At 30.6% G+C, this 22,360-nt stretch carries 17 protein-coding genes and 3 tRNA genes; 8 read left to right on the top strand and 12 right to left on the bottom strand.

The features are described from left to right. Positions 1-227 precede the first annotated feature (227 nt). The 6 genes from BQ5344_RS11230 to efeO form a co-directional block, all read right to left on the bottom strand. Positions 228-4,625 (bottom strand): PolC-type DNA polymerase III, encoded by a 4,398-nt coding sequence (locus BQ5344_RS11230; protein WP_071125386.1) that lies wholly within the window; start codon positions 4,623-4,625, stop codon positions 228-230. Positions 4,626-5,559: 934 nt separating this feature from the next. Then, on the bottom strand, positions 5,560-5,760 hold the full coding sequence (locus tag BQ5344_RS11235; protein WP_021769740.1) for a twin-arginine translocase TatA/TatE family subunit: 201 nt from the start codon (positions 5,758-5,760) through the stop codon (positions 5,560-5,562). A gap of 2 nt (positions 5,761-5,762) precedes the next feature. Further along, the gene (tatC, locus tag BQ5344_RS11240) at positions 5,763-6,476 is read right to left on the bottom strand and encodes a twin-arginine translocase subunit TatC (RefSeq protein ID WP_071125387.1); all 714 of its coding nucleotides are present in this window, start codon (positions 6,474-6,476) and stop codon (positions 5,763-5,765) included. Between the two features lie 34 nt (positions 6,477-6,510). Next, positions 6,511-8,208, bottom strand: a complete 1,698-nt coding sequence (locus BQ5344_RS11245) for an FTR1 family iron permease (RefSeq protein ID WP_071125388.1) — start codon at positions 8,206-8,208, stop codon at positions 6,511-6,513. Next, complete coding sequence (efeB, locus tag BQ5344_RS11250; protein ID WP_071125389.1) at positions 8,186-9,424, bottom strand: iron uptake transporter deferrochelatase/peroxidase subunit; 1,239 nt, start codon at positions 9,422-9,424, stop codon at positions 8,186-8,188. Before efeB ends, BQ5344_RS11245 begins: the two co-directional genes overlap by 23 nt. Before the next feature lie 127 nt (positions 9,425-9,551). Further along, positions 9,552-10,433, bottom strand: a complete 882-nt coding sequence (gene efeO / locus BQ5344_RS11255) for an iron uptake system protein EfeO (RefSeq protein ID WP_071125390.1) — start codon at positions 10,431-10,433, stop codon at positions 9,552-9,554. A gap of 398 nt (positions 10,434-10,831) precedes the next feature. Here efeO and BQ5344_RS11260 point away from each other — a divergent pair, with 398 nt between their 5' ends. From BQ5344_RS11260 to fucO, 8 genes are all read left to right on the top strand, one after another. Continuing rightward, on the top strand, positions 10,832-11,311 hold the full coding sequence (locus tag BQ5344_RS11260) for a hypothetical protein (protein ID WP_021768614.1): 480 nt from the start codon (positions 10,832-10,834) through the stop codon (positions 11,309-11,311). A 378-nt stretch (positions 11,312-11,689) separates the two neighbouring features. Next, positions 11,690-12,532, top strand: a complete 843-nt coding sequence (locus tag BQ5344_RS11265) for an NAD(+)/NADH kinase (RefSeq protein ID WP_071125391.1) — start codon at positions 11,690-11,692, stop codon at positions 12,530-12,532. Positions 12,533-12,593: 61 nt separating this feature from the next. Then, positions 12,594-14,273 (top strand): DNA repair protein RecN, encoded by a 1,680-nt coding sequence (gene recN, locus BQ5344_RS11270; RefSeq protein WP_071125392.1) that lies wholly within the window; start codon positions 12,594-12,596, stop codon positions 14,271-14,273. Beyond that, positions 14,249-15,253, top strand: coding sequence for a tyrosine-type recombinase/integrase (locus BQ5344_RS11275; RefSeq protein WP_083378250.1), 1,005 nt, complete (start codon positions 14,249-14,251; stop codon positions 15,251-15,253). Before recN ends, BQ5344_RS11275 begins: the two co-directional genes overlap by 25 nt. Positions 15,254-15,258: 5 nt before the next feature. Continuing rightward, positions 15,259-15,678 (top strand): hypothetical protein, encoded by a 420-nt coding sequence (locus BQ5344_RS11280; protein WP_021768345.1) that lies wholly within the window; start codon positions 15,259-15,261, stop codon positions 15,676-15,678. A gap of 185 nt (positions 15,679-15,863) precedes the next feature. After that, the gene (locus BQ5344_RS11285; protein WP_071125393.1) at positions 15,864-16,460 is read left to right on the top strand and encodes a DUF1694 domain-containing protein; all 597 of its coding nucleotides are present in this window, start codon (positions 15,864-15,866) and stop codon (positions 16,458-16,460) included. Beyond that, positions 16,453-17,721 (top strand): UDP-N-acetylglucosamine 1-carboxyvinyltransferase, encoded by a 1,269-nt coding sequence (gene murA, locus BQ5344_RS11290; protein WP_021768347.1) that lies wholly within the window; start codon positions 16,453-16,455, stop codon positions 17,719-17,721. Before BQ5344_RS11285 ends, murA begins: the two co-directional genes overlap by 8 nt. Before the next feature lie 234 nt (positions 17,722-17,955). Further along, entirely contained in the window at positions 17,956-19,104 is a 1,149-nt protein-coding gene (gene fucO / locus BQ5344_RS11295) for a lactaldehyde reductase (RefSeq protein WP_006804852.1), read from the top strand. A gap of 428 nt (positions 19,105-19,532) precedes the next feature. On the opposite strand, the gene BQ5344_RS11300 is transcribed toward fucO, so the two are convergent. From BQ5344_RS11300 to BQ5344_RS11325, 6 genes are all read right to left on the bottom strand, one after another. After that, entirely contained in the window at positions 19,533-20,261 is a 729-nt protein-coding gene (locus BQ5344_RS11300) for a tRNA1(Val) (adenine(37)-N6)-methyltransferase (protein WP_071125394.1), read from the bottom strand. 191 nt (positions 20,262-20,452) lie between these two features. Further along, positions 20,453-21,172: a YebC/PmpR family DNA-binding transcriptional regulator gene (locus tag BQ5344_RS11305; RefSeq protein ID WP_006804850.1), complete on the bottom strand. Its 720-nt coding sequence runs from the start codon at positions 21,170-21,172 to the stop codon at positions 20,453-20,455. 198 nt (positions 21,173-21,370) lie between these two features. Then, a tRNA-Arg gene (locus BQ5344_RS11310) sits at positions 21,371-21,447 on the bottom strand. Between the two features lie 39 nt (positions 21,448-21,486). Continuing rightward, positions 21,487-21,580 (bottom strand) — tRNA-Ser (locus tag BQ5344_RS11315). Between the two features lie 18 nt (positions 21,581-21,598). Beyond that, positions 21,599-21,685, bottom strand: a tRNA-Ser gene (locus tag BQ5344_RS11320). A gap of 114 nt (positions 21,686-21,799) precedes the next feature. Next, complete coding sequence (locus BQ5344_RS11325) at positions 21,800-22,210, bottom strand: magnetosome magnetite crystal formation protein family (protein WP_021768351.1); 411 nt, start codon at positions 22,208-22,210, stop codon at positions 21,800-21,802. Positions 22,211-22,360: the final 150 nt, after the last annotated feature.

Below are 22,360 nucleotides of genomic sequence, written 5' to 3' on the forward strand. Positions count from 1 at the left end.
CGAAAAAGTCATGTTAATTAAAAGACTTTTCCGATATTCATTTATAATTTGTTCATTTTTTATAACTTTTTCTTTAGAAATTCATATTAGTTCTTAACTTCTACAAGTGAAACTATTTTTCTAAACCAATTTACAATTCTAAATAACATCATCTTCTCGTAAATACATCATATTATATCTTTTTATAATTGTCAATATTGAAAATAGAGATAATTTTGTATTATTTTCTAAAATAATGTCTGCTGATTTGTTGCTGACAAATCCTTTAAACATCCATATTCTTTCATCAGTTCCACAATCGTTTTATTCAATTTTGTACGTTTTACCAAATCTTCGATTGATAAAAAGTCAACTTTTCGTTCAGAAACAATATTTTCAGCAACAGCATCTCCTAGTCCATCCATTGCGATTAATGGCATTCTAATTTTGCCATCCTGTATTGTGAAAAGTTTTGCTTCTGATTTATAGATGTCAATTTGTTCCAGTTCGATTTTACGGTAGTGCATTTCAATTAAAATTTCATATAAAAATAATTCTTGCTTTTCTTTAGCGTTTAAGTTTCCTTTTCTGTCCATTTCCATTTTTGCACGTTTCAATTCTTCTACTGGTCTGAACATTGCTGTCATTTTAAAATCTCCAACTTTTCTATTTAGGAAAGCTGTGTAAAATTCGATTGGATAATGCACTTTAAAATAAGCGATTCTTACTGCCATCATTACGTAAGCAACCGCATGCCCTTTCGGGAACATATATTTTATTTTTTCGCATGAATCAATATACCACTGCTCTACACCGTGTTCTTTCATTGTTTTAGAATATTCCTGCCACTTTTCACGATTTTTAGTAGGCTGTCCTTTTCTGACAAATTCCATTATGGAAAAGGCTAATGATTTATCAAGTCCATCGTCAATCAGCTTATTCATAATGTCATCCCGCACCGTGATAATCTGACTCAAGGTTGCAATTCCACTTCTTACGTAATCCTGTGCATTATTCAGCCAAACGTCCGTTCCGTGTGAAAGTCCAGAAATTCTGACTAATTCTGCAAAAGTTTTTGGACGTGTGTCAACTAACATCTGTTTTACGAAAGATGTTCCAAATTCAGGTATTCCTGATGTACCTGTCGGAGAGCCGATTTCATCTGGAGTTACACCAAGTGCTTCTGTCCCGCTGAATAAACTCATTACTTCCTTATCATCAAGCGGAATCGTATAAATATCAACCCCTGTCAAATCCTGTAAAATTCTAAGCGTTGTCGGATCGTCGTGTCCCAGTATATCCAGTTTTACAAGCTGTTCGTCCATTACGTGATAATCAAAATGGGTTGTCTTGGAAGCTGATTTCATATCATTTGCTGGGCGCTGGATTGGACAGAAATCGTAAATTGACTTGTCCTTTGGAACGACTATCATTCCACCAGGATGCTGTCCAGTTGTTTTTCTAGCCCCTTCACAGCCTTTTGCGATTCTCATAACTTCTGCTTTTCTCTCCTTTATTTCAGGCGTTCCTTCGACTTCTTCAAGATACTTTTTCACATACCCAAAAGCATTCTTTTCAGCAAGTGTAGAAATCGTTCCAGCACGAAAGACATTGTCACTTCCAAACAGCTCTTCTGTATATTTATGAATCTCCCCTTGATATTCTCCAGAAAAGTTCAAGTCAATATCTGGCACTTTATCCCCATTAAATCCCATAAACACTTCAAATGGGATGGCATGTCCATCTTTTATATACTTTGTACCACATTCTGGGCAATTTTTGTCAGGATAGTCAACTCCACTTCCTTCCTCGTTCATAAATTCCGTATGCTTACATTTAGGACATCTGTAATGTGGATAAAGTCCGTTCACTTCGGTAATTCCCATAAGATAGGCAACTATTGAAGATCCAACCGAACCACGTGAACCTACAAGATAACCTGCGTCCACCGATTTATGCACAAGTTTCTGTGCAATCAGATAAAGCACCGCAAATCCATTTTGAATAATCGAATTAAGCTCCTTTTCCACTCTTTCCTTCAGGCTTTCATCAATATTTTCCCCATAAAGTTCCTCAAGTTTCTTGTAAGTCATTTCCCTTACTTCATCTTCTGCCCCATCAATTTTCGGCGGATAGAATCCAGTTGGAATTGGACGCACCTGTTCTATCATATCGCTTATTTTATGCGTATTTTCCACAACGACTTCCTGAGCCACTTCTTCTCCCAGATAATCAAACGCCTCCAACATTTCTTCAGTAGTTTTAAAATACAATTTTCTGTTGAAAAACTCATATCCTCTAACTCCCTCCGAAGTTTCAGTTTTCCACATTGTTCCACTTCCTAAAAGAAGAACATTCCTGTTAATTGCTTCACGCTCTTCAAGATAATGGGTATCTCCTGTCGCAACTACAATTTTATTCTGACTTTTTCCAAGTTCATAAAAATACTTGTTCATTTCCTTTATTATATCGTAACTTTCAATTTCCTTGCTCGTTCTTTTCACCATGTCAGCATAGTTTGTATGTGGGTGAATCTCGATATAATCATAAAATCTCGCTTTTTCCTCAATGTCGTCTTTTTCTGCCCCACGTAAATAAAGATTTACAAGTTCCCCCTTATTTCTTTCAGAAGCCGAAGCCGAACTTGCAATTAAAAGATTTTCCCTCATGCTGTTTAACAAAGTTTTTGGTATTCTAGGTCTTCTCATTCCAAAAAATTCTATGTTGGAACGTGATACAAGCTCGTACAGGTCACGAAGCCCAGGCTGATTTTTTACCAAAATCATCGTGTTCAATGTTTCAGAATTTTGAATATTCGGCTGTAAATCCGTATTAATCTCAATCAATTTCAAAATCCCTTTACTTAAAATCATATTTAAAAATTTCTGAAAAACTTCCGCAGTAGCCTTTGCATCATCAACAGCCCTATGGTGTGTTTCAAGCGTAATCCGGAAATATTTTACTAGATTAGCAAGTCCATATCCTCTCGAATCAGGAAGCAATGTTCTAGCCAAAGGCAATGTATCAATTACGCTCGGAGAATACTCAAGCCCTTGCTCAATAGTTTTTTGCTTGATAAATCCCACGTCAAATTTCGCATTGTGGGCGACTACTGTCGTATCAGTACAAAATTCTAGAAATCTTGGAAGTACAGTTTCTATTTTTTCAGCATTTGCAACCATTTCATCAGTAATTGTTGTAAGTTCTGTTATTTTTGGCGGAATTGGAATTTCAGGATTTACAAATTCAGAAAATTCTCCAATAATCTCCCTTCCACGCATTTTTACAGCCCCAATTTCAATTATCTTGTCATTAAACGGATCAAATCCTGTGGTTTCAATATCGAATACAACATAAATTTCATCTTCAATCATCTTGTCCTTAGGATTTGTAATCAAGTCTTGCTCATCATCGACTACATACGCCTCCATCCCAAAAATAACTTTAAAATCCTCATTTGCTTCCTTAAACGCAAACGGAAATGAATGCACTACTCCGTAATCTGTCACAGCAATCCCACTATGCCCAAATTCTTTAGCTCTTTTTGCATAATCCTTAATCGACATAACTCCGCTCATTTCACTCATATTCGTATGTGCATGAAGTTCTATTCTTTTTTTCGTAGCATTATCTTCTTTTTTTATATCTTTAGATTCAATAGCTTCCACTCTTTGAGTTCTGACATATTTTTCCCCACTATACATATCTGCCTCAAAACTTCCAGTAACCTTTACCCACTCCCCAAGTTTTACCTGAATATCCTCATCTGTATTAAAGAATATTCTACAACTAACAGAATCTGTATAATCTGTAATCATAAAATCACACATTAACTTCCCATTCTTAGTTTCCTTCATATCTACATTAAAAATTTTTCCTTCTAGTGCTACATCATCACCATTGTTCAAAATATCAAGTGTAGAAAATGGCATTGCATCTATATCAGGAATTTTTTTCCATTTGTAATTACCTTTATTGTTGCCTCCATTAGCATTCCCGCCATTTGAATAACCGTTTCCGTTATTTCCGTTATTAAAATTTCCGTTTCCTCCGTAATGATTTCCATTACCATTGCTCATACTAACATTTTCATACTTTGGGAGTTCGCTTGCCTTTACCGAATTTAACTCATTTTGAGCCTTAATTTTAGCCTTCACTTCCTCAAAATCCCCATTTACAAACTCAATTTTTATCGAATTGTCCATACATTCATAAATTTTTCTTGTAAGTTCTTCCTTTGCCTCAGTTCTTTTTGCCTCTTCTATCAAATGGTGCGATGGTAATTTTATAAACACCGTATTTTCAAGACTTTCCACTTCATAACTTGCAAAAATATACTGATACCTCTTGCTCTCATGCTTATAATTCTCAATCGCAAATTTTACAAACCCAACAACATCCTTCTGTATCAGCTCAGGATTAACATCCATCTTAATCTTCAATTTCAACCCATTCTCAAAACTCTTATAAAGCAGCTGCCTCAAGTCCTGTATCTCACTATGTGCAACCAGACTGCTTACCTTTATAAATATCTCCATCTCCTTTTTCCTAGAAAAAAGATTAACGTACTCAATCTCAAAATTTTTAATTCCATATTTTCTAAAAAAATCTTCTGATGGCTTAACCTTCAAATACTTCGTACTCATTTTTCTATCTATTCCCCCTATTTCTTTTTCTATTTTTTATCAAATAACTTTAAATCAACTTCTACTCTCAAATCTTTTCACTAAGTTATTTTCTAAATTTTTTTAGATTTTTTTGATTAATAAATGTTTTTTCGTATTTTATTTAATATTAGTTTTTTTTAACGCAGAGGTATCAGACGCCATACCTCTGCACTCCCGCTACCGAATTTCAATTTTACAGCAAAAGACAAAACTCGCTTTTAACAAAAGTTATTTTAATCTCGCAAAGTTTTATCAATTTAAATATGATAGAAAAGCTCAAACAAGTTGTCTTTTACTGAAAAATTAAAATCTCGAAAAATCATAACAAATATTTTTTTGACAAAATTTTTACTAATTTTTGTTTTAGTTAAATTAACCATTATAATTAAACTAAAAAGTGTCGTGATTTTTTGGAAATAAAATCGACTAAACACATTTATGTGTTTCTTTCGCCATAACTTTTATAGCAAATTTATTTTATACAATTAAATTTAGTCTGTATTTGCGAAAGTGAGCGAAGTTTTACGCAACGAGTTTCGATTTTGTTTTCAAAAAATGCTTAGACAAGCTGAGATTAGTGCGTAGCACTTTCGCCAAAATCTTCAGATGTTATAATTTGAAGAAATTGAAATAACTAATATTGCGAAATAAAAGGGGATGGTGACTAATTCCCTTTACGTAAAAAAATATAAATTAATAGAAAAATCTTTATTAACTAAAATAATCTAAAAAAAAATTTAGAAAATAAATTAATTTACAAAGTAACTTTATTATATAATTTTTACAAAATTTTAGCAACACAATTTTCTCAAATAAAAAAATATAAGGACACAGTAATAATGCCCTTATATTGGGTAAAATGAAAAAATTGGTTATAAAATTATATTAATTAATTTATTTTAAAAATAATTTTTTATTTATCTTCTTTTTTATCCTCTATATTTTTAGTTTCATCACTTTCTGACTCAATTCCAGAAACTGACTTTTTAAATTCTCGAATCATTTTTCCGATGGATTCTCCCAGTTCAGGCAGTCTTTTTGGTCCGAAAATAAGTAATGCCCCAAGTATAAGAACTATTAGTCCTGGCGCTCCTATATCTCTAAAAATTCCCATTTTTAATCATCCCTCCTTCTTTTATAGACATATTTACAAACAGAAATACTCACTTCATAAAGTAAGATCAATGGTGCCGCCATCGTTAAATCGCTTATAAAATCAGCTGGCGTCAGAACGACTGCGACTACCAGCAAAATAAAATAGCCATATCGCCTATTTTTTATCAAATATTGCGGCGTTAAGATATGCAGCGATGTTAGAAATGCTACAGCAACAGGCAATTCAAATATTACAGCAAGCGGTAATGATGTATGTAATACAAATGTTAAATAATTATTTGCTGTAAGCTGAATATTAAACAAATCATTGCCAAAAGACAGTAAAACATTTAATAACGCAGGTGTTACTATAAAAAATCCAAAAGAAAGTCCTGTAACAAATAATATAAAAGTTGCAGGCACATAAGATAAAATTGCCTTAGCTTCCTTTTCCTTAAGAGCAGGACGGATAAAAGCCCATAGCTGATAACTTGTAAAAGGCAATGTCAAACTAAAAGCACATATTCCAGCCAGCATTAAATAAATGCTCAAAATATCATTAGGCCCAAGAACTGTGAGCTTCTGCTTGAATGAAGCTGTCAGTAATTTGTAAATATCGGAGCAAAATAGCAAACTTACTAAAAAAGCCGCAATAAAAAATATAATTGTAACAATGAGTCTTTTCCTAAATTCGCTCAAATGTTCTACAAGCGTCTGTTCGTCAATTTTAGCCATTCTATTCCTTTCCGATACTTTATCTTTTAAAATGTTATTTATCTTTTCTCTTTTTTATCAATGCGGCAATCACGATAATCACAATTAAAATTAATTGACTAATAAATACTTCCATATTTGCATAAATTCCCAAAATTTCCATTGTAGGTATAAAATGAACTACGTGCAACGGTAAAATCCCAACAACTTGCAGCATGTGAATACTTGTTCCAAGCATTTTAAATGCAAGGAAATAAATTGTCCACGTAAGTACAAAAAACACTTGATGTATTTTTATTTTTGAAGAAGCGTATATTAAAACAAGTGCAATTATAATTAATATCAATATCGCACTTACAATACCGATAATCAAATTCTGCAATGAAATTAATGGTAAAATTCCTACATAAAACAATATTGTTTCTGCCCCTTCTCTAAATACCGCAAGAAAACTAAGTACAAACATTGAAATAAAACTTCCTGTACTTAATACAATATCCATTTTTCTGTCAATATAATCTTGCCAAGATTTCAAGGATGATTTACTATGCAGCCAAAATCCAATCCCAATCATCATTATAACCGCAAAAATTCCTACAAATCCTTCCAGAATTTCACGGTTTGTTCCTGAAGATACGGCAGGAAATAAAGCCTGAAGAGCAAATGCTATTACCACACTTGCCAAAATTCCAGCAGCAGCTCCTGCGTACACCCAACGTAATCCTTTTTTCTGATTTGCAGCTTTTAGACTGCTTACCAATGCCAGAACGATAAGAAGTGCTTCCACACCTTCACGAAGAAGTATAAACATTGCATCAATAAACGTATATTGTGCTTTTGTATCAATTTGTGATAATTCTGTAATTAATCCTTGTAATTGTTCCTGATACTCTTTTTCGCTACCTTTTACCATGATTATTGGAGTCTGCGTTTCCACTTTTGTATATAAAGCCGAATTTCTCGTACTTACATCGCCTTCAACCGTAGGCCATACCTGAATAAACTCTTTCACTTTTGACTGACCTTTAGATTTATTTCCATTTTTAAAGGCTTCCAACGCATCTTTCAACATATCTACAGCTTCTTTTAGTGTAATTGTGCTTGAAACATTATTTTCTATCTTCTTTCCATCTAAATAGTCTCGTATTGTTGATTTCAAGTCATTAAAAGAATTGATTGTGTTGTCATAATCAAATGGCTCCATTTCCATAGAGCTTCTCAAAAACGACATTGCAGTTTCTACTTTTCCATAATAAGCAATGCTTCTACTTCTTATAAAACTTTCATTTCTTGTCCATACGCCATTAAATTTCAGATATTCTTTTTTCATAAGTTCCACATCTTTAGATTGAATTGCCTTTTCCAGGACATCTAAAGCAGGATTCATTCTTGACTGAAATTTTTTCTTTTCCTCATTATCGTCAACAGGATTCTGCTCTTTTTCAAAAGCTAATAGTGCTGTTGTAACTTCTCTCAGATCCTCTTCTGACAATGTGGACTTTTCTTTGTTTAAAAGTTCCTGTACTTTTTTTCCTTTTACTGAATCAGCATTTTTCACCTTTTTAAATTCATCTCTTACTTCGGAAAAAAGTTTTTTTGCTTCATTTTGATTATTGTTTCTTATTGCAGTCGTCGTATCTGTTATTTTTATATAAAGGCTGCTATAACTTTCCTTTGCGATAACATTTGTGAAGAATAATATAAAACACAAAAATAGCAATATATTTATTTTATTCAAATAATTTCTGCCCAATGTATTCTCCTTTCTTTATCCCTCCAAAACACGCAAAAATTCCTGTTCCAATGTGAGTAATGTATTCATTCAGTTTATCTTCATTTCCTAAGCTGTTCTGAATCTTTATAAACTGATCAGGATGTTTTTGGAAACATATAAATAGCAGTCCTGCGTCAAACTGTCCGCTCACTTCATCTATTCCATTAGAATAAGAAAAGGCACGGCGTGCTATTTTAACGTCAGCTTTTTTGGCAAGATAAACATGTGAATCAATAGGAAGAATTGGTTTTCCGTCTGGACCTTTTTTATTTATGTCAATTGTTGCAAATTCATCTGTTTCTCCAAAAGGAGCCCCGCTTTCCTTATACCTTCCAAACGTATTTTCCTGCTCCTGCAAATTAGTTCTATCCCACGTTTCAAGATGCATTTGAATACGTCTTACAATAAGAAAAGTCCCATTTTTCAGCCAATTATCTTTATCATACCAAACAACATTTTTAAAATCATTATCATTTTTCGGATTTTCCGTTCCATCTTTAAATCCAAAAAGATTTCTTGGAGTTTCTTTTCCATTACCAATTGGTAAAAAACCAGCTTGAGTCCATTTTAAAGTAATTAAGGCACGACCTTTACGAACAAGATTTCTCACAGCGTGAAATGCTACCTGTGCATCATCTGCACAAGCCTGAATACAAATATCTCCGCCTTTATACTTGTCCTTTATTTGGTCTCTCGGAAAATGTGGCAAATCCTTAAATTCTTCCATTTTCTTATTATCCATCTTCAATTTATCCAAAAAAGATGGACTTATTCCAAAAGTTATTGTCAAACGGTATGGATTTAATCCCACTGTTTCTCCTGTATCCAGTGGAGGAACTAAATGATTTGCAAGTTCTGGAGCTACAAGTTCACCTTTCATAAGTTTTTCAGAATAATCTGTCCAGTCCTTAAACATCTGCTTTATTTCTTCCCTATCCGTAGAATGTAAATCTAATACCGCAAAATAGACGTTTTTTTGAACAGGAGTAGCAATTCCTGACTGATGTTCCCCATAAAACGAAATCTTTTCATTTCCAACAACCTGATTTGCTTTACCGCTGAACATGTTGGCAAAAATCGCACTAGCTCCACTTGCTCCAATTGCGGCTCCAGCTCCTACCATTCCAGCTTTTTTCAAAAAATCACGACGTGATATTTTTTTGTCAAACCATTTTTTATCATTTTCGTCACTCATTATTTTACCTCTTTTATACTGTAAGTTATTTTAAGATGTATTCGATAATCTAAATGTTAATTTTAACAAGGGGGAATTAACTCCCTATCTAATAATACTTAAACATATTAGTTACCGAATAAGTATATTATTTCTTAGGAGTTGCATCTATTACAATTCCCATTTGTGATAAAGGTTCTCCCAGTTTTGTAACTGCTTCTGCTAGTGCTTTTGTATCCTCAGGCTTCAATTCTGTATATAATTTGTAATGCTTATCATCAGTCATATATTTATCAAGAAGAGCATTTACAGCTTTAAATTCAGTATCTAAAGTTGTTACGAGCTTAGCATCTTTTTGTTCTAATTTAGGTCTGAATAATTCAAAAATTTTCTGAGCTCCTTCGATGTTTGCTCTAAAGTCGTATAAATCAGTGTGCGAGAACACTTCTTCTTCTCCAGTAATTTTTTGAGTCGAAACTTCATTTAACAAGTCAATCGCTCCTGTAACCATTAAATCAGGCGTTACTTCAATTGTGGCAATTTTTGCCTTTAGCTCCTTAATGTCGTTTACAAGATCGTCTGCGTATTTTTCAGTTCCTTTTGTAGTGTTTTGCTCCCATAATATTTTTTCAATTCTATGAAAACCTTTCCATCCTTCTTCATTTTTAAATTCTTCCTTAAAGTCTACAAGACGATAATCTATCTTAATATCAGATTCTCCAAAACTTTCAGCAATAGGTTCAGATCTTTCATAAGCCATACGGATTAATGGATAAACTTTTTTAGCTTCATCCAATTTCCCTTCCTTCAATAATTTTGCAAAGTTTTCTGTATCCTTTAAAAGCATGTCAATCTGACCTTCAACATATTTCTTATATTCAGCAGTTTCTTTGCTCAAATCAGCTTTTCCTTGTTCAGCAGTTTGCCCTGCTGTCGTTCCAGTTTTCCCAGTTTCCTTTGCTCCAGCGTCTTTCCCGCAGCTTACCACCACTAATGCTCCAATGATTAGTAAAATTCCCATTTTTTTCATAAAAAAATTCCTCCTAGTTTATATTTATGATATAATTATACTTTTTATTCTTTTATTTGTAAAGCAAAATTATTTGATTTTCAAAATTTTTTGATTTATTTGAACACTAGACTTAAAAAAATTAAAGTTACATTGCTCAAACTAAAAAAGTTTGATTATATAATAAAATGGATTTAAAACCGAAAGAAAAAGTTATAACTATTTTACTCAATCCCTAAATTTATAAGTTTAATTTTAAATAGGTTTGAGTATATATTATAAAAACATTAGAAACCTTCTATAACACACATGATAATAAAAGGAAAATATATTGAAAAAATGAATACTAAATGATAAAATATGTATATACTTTTTAAAATTAAAATAAATTTTATATAAATAAAATAAGGAGAGAGATTATGAAGAAAAATAGTGTACAACTTTTATTTATCCTTTGCGTATTTTTGGTTTCATTTAATATTTTTGCTAAAAGTACATCATTTAAAGCTGATAGTATTTTATTTACAAAAACAATTCCATTTGAAAAACTGCCAGAAAATATAGAACAAGATATGAAAAATGGAAGTATGAACTATCTCAAAAATCAACAATGCCTTATCTCAACTTACAGAACGTTTTATAAGGATTCCACTCTTGATCACATAAATATTTATGCAACTTGTATGGAAGTAAATCCAGATAAAAAAATAAATTGGGATTATCCTCAAATCCCTAATAATGCTGAAATCAAAACAATTCATGTTTTAGGGAAAAATTATCCAAAATCACTTTTAAATGATTTGAAAAAAGGGAAAAGTACATTTTTTGGAGAAAAATTAGCTTATTACAAACCTTCTCACAAAAATTATAAACAAAATGAATATTTTTATTCTAAATAACTAAAAAAATTTTTTTATTTAAGATTTGTCTATTATTAAACAAAAGGTATAATATAATTTTAACATATTCTCAAACATTATTAAAATTAGACTACTACTTTTTAAAATTCAAAATTATAAAATTAAATAAAATTATGAGTTCTTATTTTTATAGTACTGGCTCATAATTTTTTATTTATATGTAGAAGGTATTTTTGATTAAATTAGTTTTAAAAAATTTAGAAAAACATTCAATAAATCTAATAAAAAATATTTTTTAAGAATTAATGGAAAAAAATCTTTAAAAATGTTACAATAATTCACAAAGATAAAAATTTGAAATGTTGATTTTTGATATTTAATTTTAAATATTTTAATCATAGAAAAAGAGGTTTTATTATGGAAAATTTCGAAAAAAAAGGAAATAATGATAATCTAAATAAAAAAAATAAAGTAAAAAAAGTACGAATTATAAAAAATGGATACGGTAATGAAAAATTGTTAAAAGATTTTTATGATTATTTGGAAAAAAATGATATTCAAGAAGTTTTTGGTGTGGAGAAAGCTGACTTAATAATTTCGCTTGGCGGAGATGGAACAATGCTAATTTCTGCAAAAGAGGCAATTACAAGTGATATTCCAGTTCTTGCAATAAATATGGGATCTCTTGGCTATCTTGCGGAAGTTAATCCAAAAGATGCAGTTAAAATGTTACAAGACTATGAAAACGGTAATTATAAAGTAGAAGAAAGAACTTTTCTTGAAGTAAAGTATCAAGACAATATATTTTATGCTTTAAATGAACTTGTAATAACTAAAGGTGGACACGAAGCACATTTAATACAGGTTGAAGTTTACTCAAATGATATTTTTGTAAACAAGTACAGAGCTGATGGCGTAATAGTAGCAACTCCTACAGGCTCAACAGCCTATTCACTTTCAGCAGGTGGTTCGATCGTTCATCCTGGTTTAAATGCTCTTTCAATAACGCCACTAGCTCCACAAAGCCTAACAGCTCGTCCAATTATTGTAAATGGTTGTGAAGTACTTAGTTTTAAAGCAACTTCAAGAGATGATGCCGTTCATCTAAATATTGATGGAAATCAATGGCTTCAAATACAGCCAAATGATCTAGTATCTGCAAGATTATCAAAGAAAAAAATTCGAATAATAAAACCTACAAATAGTGATTATTACAGTATCTTAAGACAAAAACTAAAATGGGGAGATTCTGTATTATAATTAGTAATCTGAATAATTCAAAAAATAAAGTTATAAAAAATAAAATAGTGAAAGGAAAAAAATGCTAAGGGAATTAAGATTAAATAATCTAGCAATAATAAAAAATTTGGATTTGGAATTTAACGAAAAATTTATTGCATTAACTGGAGAAACAGGAGCTGGGAAATCAATTATTTTGGATGGAATTTCACTATTAATTGGTGAAAGAAGTCACACTGATATGATTAGAAATGGTGAAGAAAGCCTTTTTGCAGAAGGTATTTTTGAATTAAATGAAAACCAAAAGAAAAGGTTGAATGAACTTGGGTTTGAGATTGATGATGATGAACTTATTATAACTAGACATTTTGATAGAAATGCAAAATCAAAAATAACAGTAAATGGAGCAAGACTGACTTTATCTCGACTAAAGGAACTTATGGTAAATATTATTGATTTAGTCGGACAACATGAGCATCAGTTTTTGCTAAATAATGAGTATCATTTACATCTTTTGGACAGATTTTTAGATGATGAAGGAAGGGCACTTTCTAGAAAAATACGAGAAAATGTAAATAAAATAAAAGCATTAAATGCAAAAATAAAAAATATTGAAGATGAAAAAGCCAAAATTGCTGAAAAAAAAGATATTTTAGAATTTCAATTTAATGAAATCGAAAGTTTGGAACTAGAAGAAAATGAGGATGAAGAACTGGAAGAAGAGTACAAAATACTTTTTAATGCTGGAAAAATTAGTGAAAAGTTAGATGAAACATCACAGTTACTAAAAGAAGGTGAATTTTCGATTTTAACAGCACTTGGCAGAGCAAGAAGAAATCTCGAACAACTTTCAGACTTGTCTGAATCATATAGTGAACTGTATGATAAAATTGAGTCAGTTTTGTATGAAGTTGAGGATATTTCCTATTCTGTGGATAATCTAGCTGGAGATGTTGAAATAGATGATGACAGGCTGGAAAAAGTTGTGGAAAGAATTAATGCAATTAATAAGCTAAAATTAAAATATGGCTCTACAATTAAAGAAATTTTGGAACATCGGGACAAAATCGAAAAAGATTTATCACTTGTTGAATTTGAAAATGAGGAACTAAAAAATTTAAAACTTCTAAAAAAAGAACTAGTGAATCAATATTTTATTGATAGTGAAAAACTTAGTGAAATCCGTATGGAAATTTCAGAAAGCCTTCAAAATACGATTGATATTCAGTTGAGCGACTTAAATATGGAAAATGCAAAATTTAAAGTGGAAATTACAAAGACAGAAGAAATTACATCTCATGGAATAAATAATGCAGAATTTATGATTACAACAAATGTTGGAGAAACATTTAAGCCACTTGCCAAAATAGCATCTGGCGGAGAAATTTCACGTATAATGCTAGCTCTTAAAACCGTATTTTCTACAGTTGATAATATTTCTGTACTGATTTTTGATGAAATTGATACTGGAATTTCTGGAGAAACTGTCAGAAGAGTTGCTGAAAAATTACGGGAACTTTCGAGAAATACACAAATTATCTGTGTAACACATTCTCCACAAATTGCTGGAAAAGCACAGCAGCAGTTTTTCATCAAAAAGGAAATTGAAAATAACTTTACAGAAACAAAAGTACGGGAATTAAATACGGAAGAAAGAATAAGGGAAATTGCAAGAATTATTTCAGGAGACAACATTACAGAAGCGTCTGTTAATCATGCTAAGGAGATAATGGGGCTATGGGACAAAAAAGTATTAATTTAAAAAATATGGCAAAAGAAAATTTAAATTTAACTGAACATATTTCCAAAACAGAAGAAAAAAATAATGAAAATAATTCAAAAAGCAAAAGAAAAGTTCAAAAGAAAAAAATATCACGTGAAAATAAAACGCAAATTAGAGAATTTCTTGATTTTCTTGAATTTGAAAAAGGAAGTTCCAAAAATACTATTACTGGATACAATCGTGATTTGCTACAATTTTTTCAGTTTGCTCAAAAAAATTTTTCTGAAATTGAAGAAAAGGATATTTTTGAATATATAGAAAATTTGAATGAAAAATTGAGAAGAAATTCGGTATTGAGAAAAGTTTCAGCCTTAAAGACATTTTATAAATTTTGTTATTTAAATAAAGACGTGGAAAAGGATCCGACAGGAATGATAAAAACTTTGAAACGTGAACAAAGGCTTCCTGAAATTTTAACACTAAAGGAAATGAAACAAATTGTCGATAATTGTCCTCATACGCCTGAAGGAATGCAAAACAAGCTCATTATCAAAATTCTCATTGCAACTGGAGCAAGAATTTCAGAAACCTTAAATCTGGAAATAAAAGATGTGGAAAATCAGGACTATGAATTTATAAAAGTGCTTGGAAAAGGTTCAAAATATCGTATAATACCAATTTATGACAGTCTTGAAAATGAAATAAAAAACTATTTGGCTACTTACAGACCAAAATTAAAAAATTCGAGCGAAAGTTTTAAGATTTTTCCAAATACTCGACGGGAAAAGTTTTGGAAAGATTTAAAAACCATTGCAAAAAATGCAAAAATTGAAAAAAATGTTTATCCTCATATTTTTAGACATTCACTTGCGACAATTTTACTTGGAAATGGTGCAGATGTGCGTATTGTCCAAGAAATATTAGGACACGCCAACATTACAACAACTGAAATTTACACACATGTGGAAAAGTCCAAACTAAAAATGATTTATGATAACATAAAGTTAGGAGATGATTAGACAAAATGAGAGACAATCGTGAATTAAAAAGACATAAAGATGAAAAATTGCGAGTATTATTAATTACAATCGTTACATATTTTGTATTTTTAGTAATAAAAAAAATGGATATAGTAACTCCATATTTGGGAATTACCATGCTAATACTGCTTTATCTATACGCAAACTATAATTTAATAAATATGTTTTTTACAAGCAAAAGAACAACTTTCAAAATTTATGCCTTTCTTTTACTGGAAGTAATTTATTTGTATACATTTAATATTTCTATTGCTGGTGCTATTTTATATGTTATTTTCTTTTCACTTTTATTTTTTTCCATAAGAAAAGATGAAGGAAGAGAAGAAATACCAAAAATAACTAAATTTGTTCAAATATTTCTTATATTTAAAATCGTTTTTGTATTAACTATGTTAATTTTTTAATTTTTTTATACAAAAAATTTTTGAAAACATGCTTATAAGTCCAATGAAAATAGCATTTATAGACTATTTTATTAAAAATACATAAAAGTTAGAAAAAATGGTTGAGAAATGTAAAAAAAAGTAGTATAATGACAAAATGTAATAAATTTTTAAAAATTGAATATTAAATGAATTGGAGAAATAAAATGGCTATTAGCGTTAATAGAAATAATACAGATGACGTTATGAAAAGTATGGAAGAAGCAACAGATAGGGCTGTAAATGCACAGGCTGAAAAAAATTTATTTCTTGGAGAATACAAAGAACGAATTATAAAAGCTCTTACTTTTGATGAAATAAAGGAAAAAGGAATTTATTATGAAATAGAAAAAGCTTTGGATAATAAATATGCGGCTAAAATGGTTATTTCACGTCATGTAAACTTTAATGATATAAAAAAATATATTGAAATAGCTAAAAAGAAAAAAATATCATATAAAATGATAGACAATCTAGCCTGCTCAGGACAAATCGCACTTGTAGTAGTAGCAAAAGATGCAATTATACATGAAGCTGGTGATGAAATTGTGGTAACATCAAAATTAGAAAAGTTTCATCTAAAACACTTGTCAGACGCATATTATGAGGCAATGGAAAATTCCATTTGCAATTTTCATATGGATATTATAAAAAAAGAAATGCCAGAATATGCTCAAAATTATAAGGAATTAACTTTTATGGATAAACTATTTGGATCAAGATGTCCAATATGTCAAAAATTAGGAGGAAAAAAACGTGGTTGATGGATTTAGAATAAAAGGAAAAACACCTTTAAATGGTATAATTAAAGTAAGTGGAGCAAAAAATGCAGCACTACCAATAATTATTGCAACACTTGTTGCCAAGGGAGAATATATTTTAAAAAATGTACCAAATTTACGTGATATTAGAGTTACAATGAGATTACTTGAAGATTTGGGAATGCAGACTGAAAAACTAGATGATAACTCTTATAAAATAATAAACAATGGTTTTAAAAGAAATGAAGCAAGTTATGAAATTGTAAAACAGATGAGAGCATCATTTTTAGTAATGGGACCTATGATTGCCAACTTGGATGAAGCTGTAGTTTCATTACCTGGAGGATGTGCAATTGGTTCACGTCCAGTTGATTTACATTTAAAAGGTTTTGAAATGTTAGGTGCAGAAATTACAAGAGTTCACGGATACATTCATGCAAAATCAGATAATTTAAAAGGTGCAGAAATACCTTTAGGTTTCCCGAGTGTTGGAGCTACACAGAATATTATGATGGCAGCAGTAAAAACACCTGGAAAAACTATTATTTCAAATGCAGCAAGAGAGCCTGAGATTGTTGATTTAGGAAACTTCCTAAACAAAATGGGAGCTAAAATTACAGGACTTGGTACACCTAATATCGAAATTGAAGGTGTTGAAGAACTTCACGCTGTGGAATATTCAATCATGCCAGATAGAATCGAGGCTGGAACTTATGTAATAGCTTCATTAGTTACAGAAGGAGATTTGAAAATACAAGATGCAAGACTTGAAGATTTGGGAGTATTTAAATCTGAATTGGAAACTATGGGAGTAAAATTTGAACAAAACGGTGATATTTTAACTGTAATAGGAAAAGCAAAAGACTTGAAGCCATCAAAAGTAAAAACATTGCCACATCCTGGATTTCCAACAGATATGCAACCTCAAATGATGTTGCTGCAAACTCTTGTAAATGGTGGAAGTTCAATGGAAGAAACGGTGTTTGAAAACAGATTTATGCATGTGCCTGAATTTAATCGGATGGGAGCAGATATTACTATAAAACATGGTATAGCCTTTATAAATGGAGGACTTCCATTAACAGGTGCAGAAGTAATGTCTTCAGACTTGAGAGCGGGAGCGGCACTGGTTTTAGCAGCACTTGCAGCAGATGGTGAAACTATTGTAAATAGAGTTTACCATATTGACAGAGGATATGACAAACTAGAATTAAAATTAAATACAGTTGGTGCTCAAATTGAAAGAATCAAACTAGATGTTTAACAGAATATAATATTTTAAATTATTAAAAGTCCTTAAAGTTAGAGGACTTTTTTTGTTGCTTTGTTACATATTTTTGAAAAAATTTTATAAAAATCAAATTTAAAAATTATGGTTATTTTAGCAAAATTTTACTTCAATTTAAAATAAATATAATATTGGACTTGAAAAATGAAAAAAGTGTAGTATAATTAGAATGAAAATATTTACTAAAAAAAATTGAAAAGAGGTAAAAAAATGGCACAAAGAATTATTTTGAACGAAATTTCGTATCATGGTTTTGGAGCAATAAACCATATCCCAGAGGAAGTTAAGAAAAATAAATTCAAAAAAGCGCTTATATGTACAGATAAAGGGCTTTTAGAATTTGGTGGAGTATCAAAAATTACAGATTTGCTGGATAAGGAAAATTTAGCTTATGAAGTTTTTTCTGATATTCAGCCAAATCCAACTATTGAAAATGTAAAAGATGGTGTTGAAAAGTACAAATCTGCAGGTGCTGACTACATTATCGCAATTGGTGGAGGTTCACCAATGGATACTGCAAAAGCAGTTGCCATTATTATCAACAATCCAGAATTTTCTGATGTAAGAAGCCTTGAAGGTGTTGCAGACACTAAAAATAAATGTGTACCAATTATCGCTGTTGCGACAACAGCTGGAACTGCTGCAGAAGTTACAATTAACTATGTAATCACAGATGTTGAAAAAGACAGAAAATTTGTATGCGTTGATCCACATGATTTACCAATTGTAGCAATTGTTGATCCTGGAATGATGACAAGCATGCCAAAAGAACTTACTGCTGCAACTGGACTAGATGCTTTAACTCATGCAATTGAAGGATTTACAACAAAAGCTGCTTGGGAAATGACTGATATGTTTCATTTAAAAGCCATTGAATTAATTGCAAAATATTTGAGAAGCGCTGTAAATAATGAACCTGAAGGACGTGAAAAAATGGCACTTGCTTCATATTTAGCTGGAATGGGATTCTCAAATGTAGGACTTGGAATTGTACATTCAATGGCACATCCGCTAGGAGCATTTTATGGTACTCCACATGGAATTGCAAATGCAATAATTCTTCCAACTGTAATGGAATACAATGCTGAATTTACTGGAGAAAAATTTAAAGCTATCGCAAAAGCATTTGGTGTAAAACATACAAGAACAATGTCACCAGAAGAATATAGAAAAGCTGCAGTTGATAAAGTAAGAGAATTAGCAAGCGATGTTGGAATTCCAAACAACTTAAAAGGAATTATGGATATAAAAGATTTAGACTTTATTGCTGAATCTGCATTAAATGACGTTTGTACAGGTGGAAATCCACGAGATACAAATTTAGAAGACATAAAAGAATTATATAAGAAATTATTATAATTTTTGAATTATACTAAATTCCATTTAAAATAGTGATAAAATTTTATAATAAATGTATTTGATAATTTCAAAAAATTAAATCTACTCCTTAGTATCCATCTAAATAATTTTTATTTAGATTTTGAAAAAGTGTTTATTATTAATAAATATTTTTTCTATAACTTTTATGTTTTTTCTTTTTATAAAGCAAGGGAAATCAGTCGCCATTTCCCTTGCATCCCTGGCTTGTCTAAGCATTTTTTTGAAATAAAAATGAAACTCGCTAACGCTCAAACAATCATTTTCATTCCAAAAAAATCACGACATTTTTACATTAAATATAAAGATTGTTATGTTTAAATTTCAATTTTTTAATCTGTTAAAAATATAAATAGGAAAATATTTAAATTTAATTTTTTAAATACTAAAAGATGTATTCTAAAATTTTTTTATTTATACAAATTCTCAACATATTCACTTCTTCTTCCATTTTCATCATAAACAAAAATTGGCATTTCAATAGAAAATCCTTTCTTTGCATCTTTTATTGCTTCTAAAAGGCAAATTTTTGAGTTTTCATTCCATTTTGTATAGCAGTTTTTCATTCGTTTTGGCTCTAAATTATATTTTTGTAAAAGTGATAGAACTTCTACTAGACGTTCGCTTCGGAATACAATTGAGAAACTTCCCATATTTTTTAATAAGTAAGAAGAAATTTTTATTATTTCTTCAAGTGTTAAATTAATATTATGTCTTGCGTTTGCCAGTTGTTCCAAATTGTTTGTTTGGGAAATATCGCCAGTAAATTCAAAATATGGGGGATTTGTAACGATAGTGTCAAATTCGTCACGGTTAAAAATATCTTTATAATTTTTTATATCTTCGTTTATTATTTTAACCTGATTTTCAAATTTATTGCCATTAATATTTCTTATGGCAATTTCTGCCATTGTTTCTTGTAATTCTATGCCTGTAATTCGAGCTTTTGACCGCTGTGCCAGAAGTAAAGCGATAATTCCACAGCCAGTCCCAATATCAAGGATTTTTTTAGTTTTTCGATTAATTTTTACAAAGTCTGCAAGCAAGACAGAATCAAGTGTAAAATTTTGAAAGTCATTTCGTTGAATAACTTTCATATTTTTTATTGAGGTAACTGTTTCTTCTCCGTTTTTTTTCATAAAATGTAACTCCTTTTTCTTTTTATACTAATACTATTCCCCATTTAAATAGGGAATATTTAATAAATTTTGTAAAATCTTAATATTGTAATTTATTATAATAAAAAATATGAATTTAGTTTCCTTATAAATAAAAAATAAATGCGGAAAATAATTCCCGCAATTAAAATTTGTAAATTCATAAATATTTATTATAATTCTCCAGCATAGTTATGATGAACTTTTTGAACATCATCGTCATTTTCCAGAGTGTCAATTAATTTTTTAAGTTTTTGCAAATCCTCTTCACCAAGAGTATCAACTTCGATAGAAGGCAAATATTGAATATCTGCTTCCAGCAATGTGTATCCTGCATTTCTTAAAGCATCTGCTACTGCATCAAAGTTAGATGGTTCAGTTGTGATGTAAAAACTGTCTTCCAGAGTTTCCATATCTTCCATTCCAGATTCAAGTGCTACTTCCATTAATGCTTCCTCATCAATATCATCAGTTTTTTCAATAATAATCTCACCTTTTCTTCCAAACATATACGAAACTGATCCAGAAACACCAAGATTTCCGCCATTTCTATCAAAAGCTACTTTTACAGATGAAGCAGTTCTATTTTTATTATCAGTAAGAGCTTCTACAATAATAGCAACTCCTGCTGGTCCGTATCCTTCGTAATTTAACGTTTCAAAAGCTGTCGAACCGTCAGTTCCTGCTCCTTTCTTGATTGCCCTGTTAATATTGTCGTTAGGCATATTAATCGCTTTTGCTTTTTCGATTGCGTGTTTTAGGGCTACGTTAAATTCAGGATTTTCTCCGCCTCTTGCTGCCACTGTTATAAGTCTAACAAGTTTTGTGAATGATGCAGCTCTTTTTTTATCCTGTGCTTCCTTACGCCCTGCTATTGTACCATGTCTTCCCATTTTTTCCTCCTAAATTAATTATATGAAAATTATATCATAAAAAAAAAGTCTAATCAATGGGGAAATTAAAGGAATTTTTTATAATGAATTATTCTAAAGTTTGAATAGTGCAATTATTCATTTTAAATTTGTAAAAAAAAACTCAAAACTTTAATTTTGAGAGTGATTATCGTTATTATTTTTAGTTAATTTATTTAATGGCGCACCTGACAGGAGTTGAACCCATAACCTTCTGATCCGTAGTCAGACGCTCTATCCAATTGAGCTACAGATGCATTTGTTTTTATCGAATTAATTCGTCTATTAAAAAAAAATGGCGGAGAAGGAGGGATTTGAACCCTCGATCCAAGTTTTAGCCCGGATACTCCCTTAGCAGGGGAGCGCATTCGGCCTCTCTGCCACTTCTCCAAAAATATAAATTTTAAATGGCGGGTGAACTGGGATTCGAACCCAGACATCTTGCGATTTCGCCGGTTTTCAAGACCGGTCCCTTAGCCGTTCGGACATCCACCCATACGTTACTCAGTTAGTATATCATATATTTTTATAATTTGTCAATAACTTTTTCATAAATTTTATTAAAATTTGTGTACAGGGGTATAAAATAACCTACACCCCTTATTTCTATTAGTCTACAAATAGTAAATCCGTAATTTTTTCTATAAAAGGAATTTTAAATTCTTTTTTCAAAACTGATGATACTGTTGCGATAATTTGGAAAACAGATAATATTACAAAAATTACGAAAAATAAGATATTTCCCACTACTATAATAATATTTAAAAATGTCGAAATTAACAATAGCACTGTTACTGCCAATGTCTGTTTTGCATAGGCTCTTACAAATCCATTCTCCTGCTCCAGAATTAATGCAATTATTGGTATTAATAGGCTAAATCCCATTGAAAAACTTAATTTTATTGGAAATGAAGCGGCTTCGATTCTAAATCCTGCAAAAAAGCTTAGATTTATAAGAAAAGCTGCAGCATAAGCTCTTAATCCTGCAATTGATTTTTTTTCACCAATATTATTGTCCATATACTCCTCCTAATCTTAATATATTTTTAGATTTTATTTACTTTAATTACTTAAAAGAATTTTAACATAAAAGATATAAAAAATCAAATTGAAAAATTCGTGTATTAGCATTGATAAAAAAAGCAATATGTGATAAAATAAAAGAAAATG

Origin of the sequence: Leptotrichia massiliensis (genome assembly GCF_900104625.1) — a bacterium.
Lineage (GTDB): Bacteria > Fusobacteriota > Fusobacteriia > Fusobacteriales > Leptotrichiaceae > Leptotrichia > Leptotrichia massiliensis.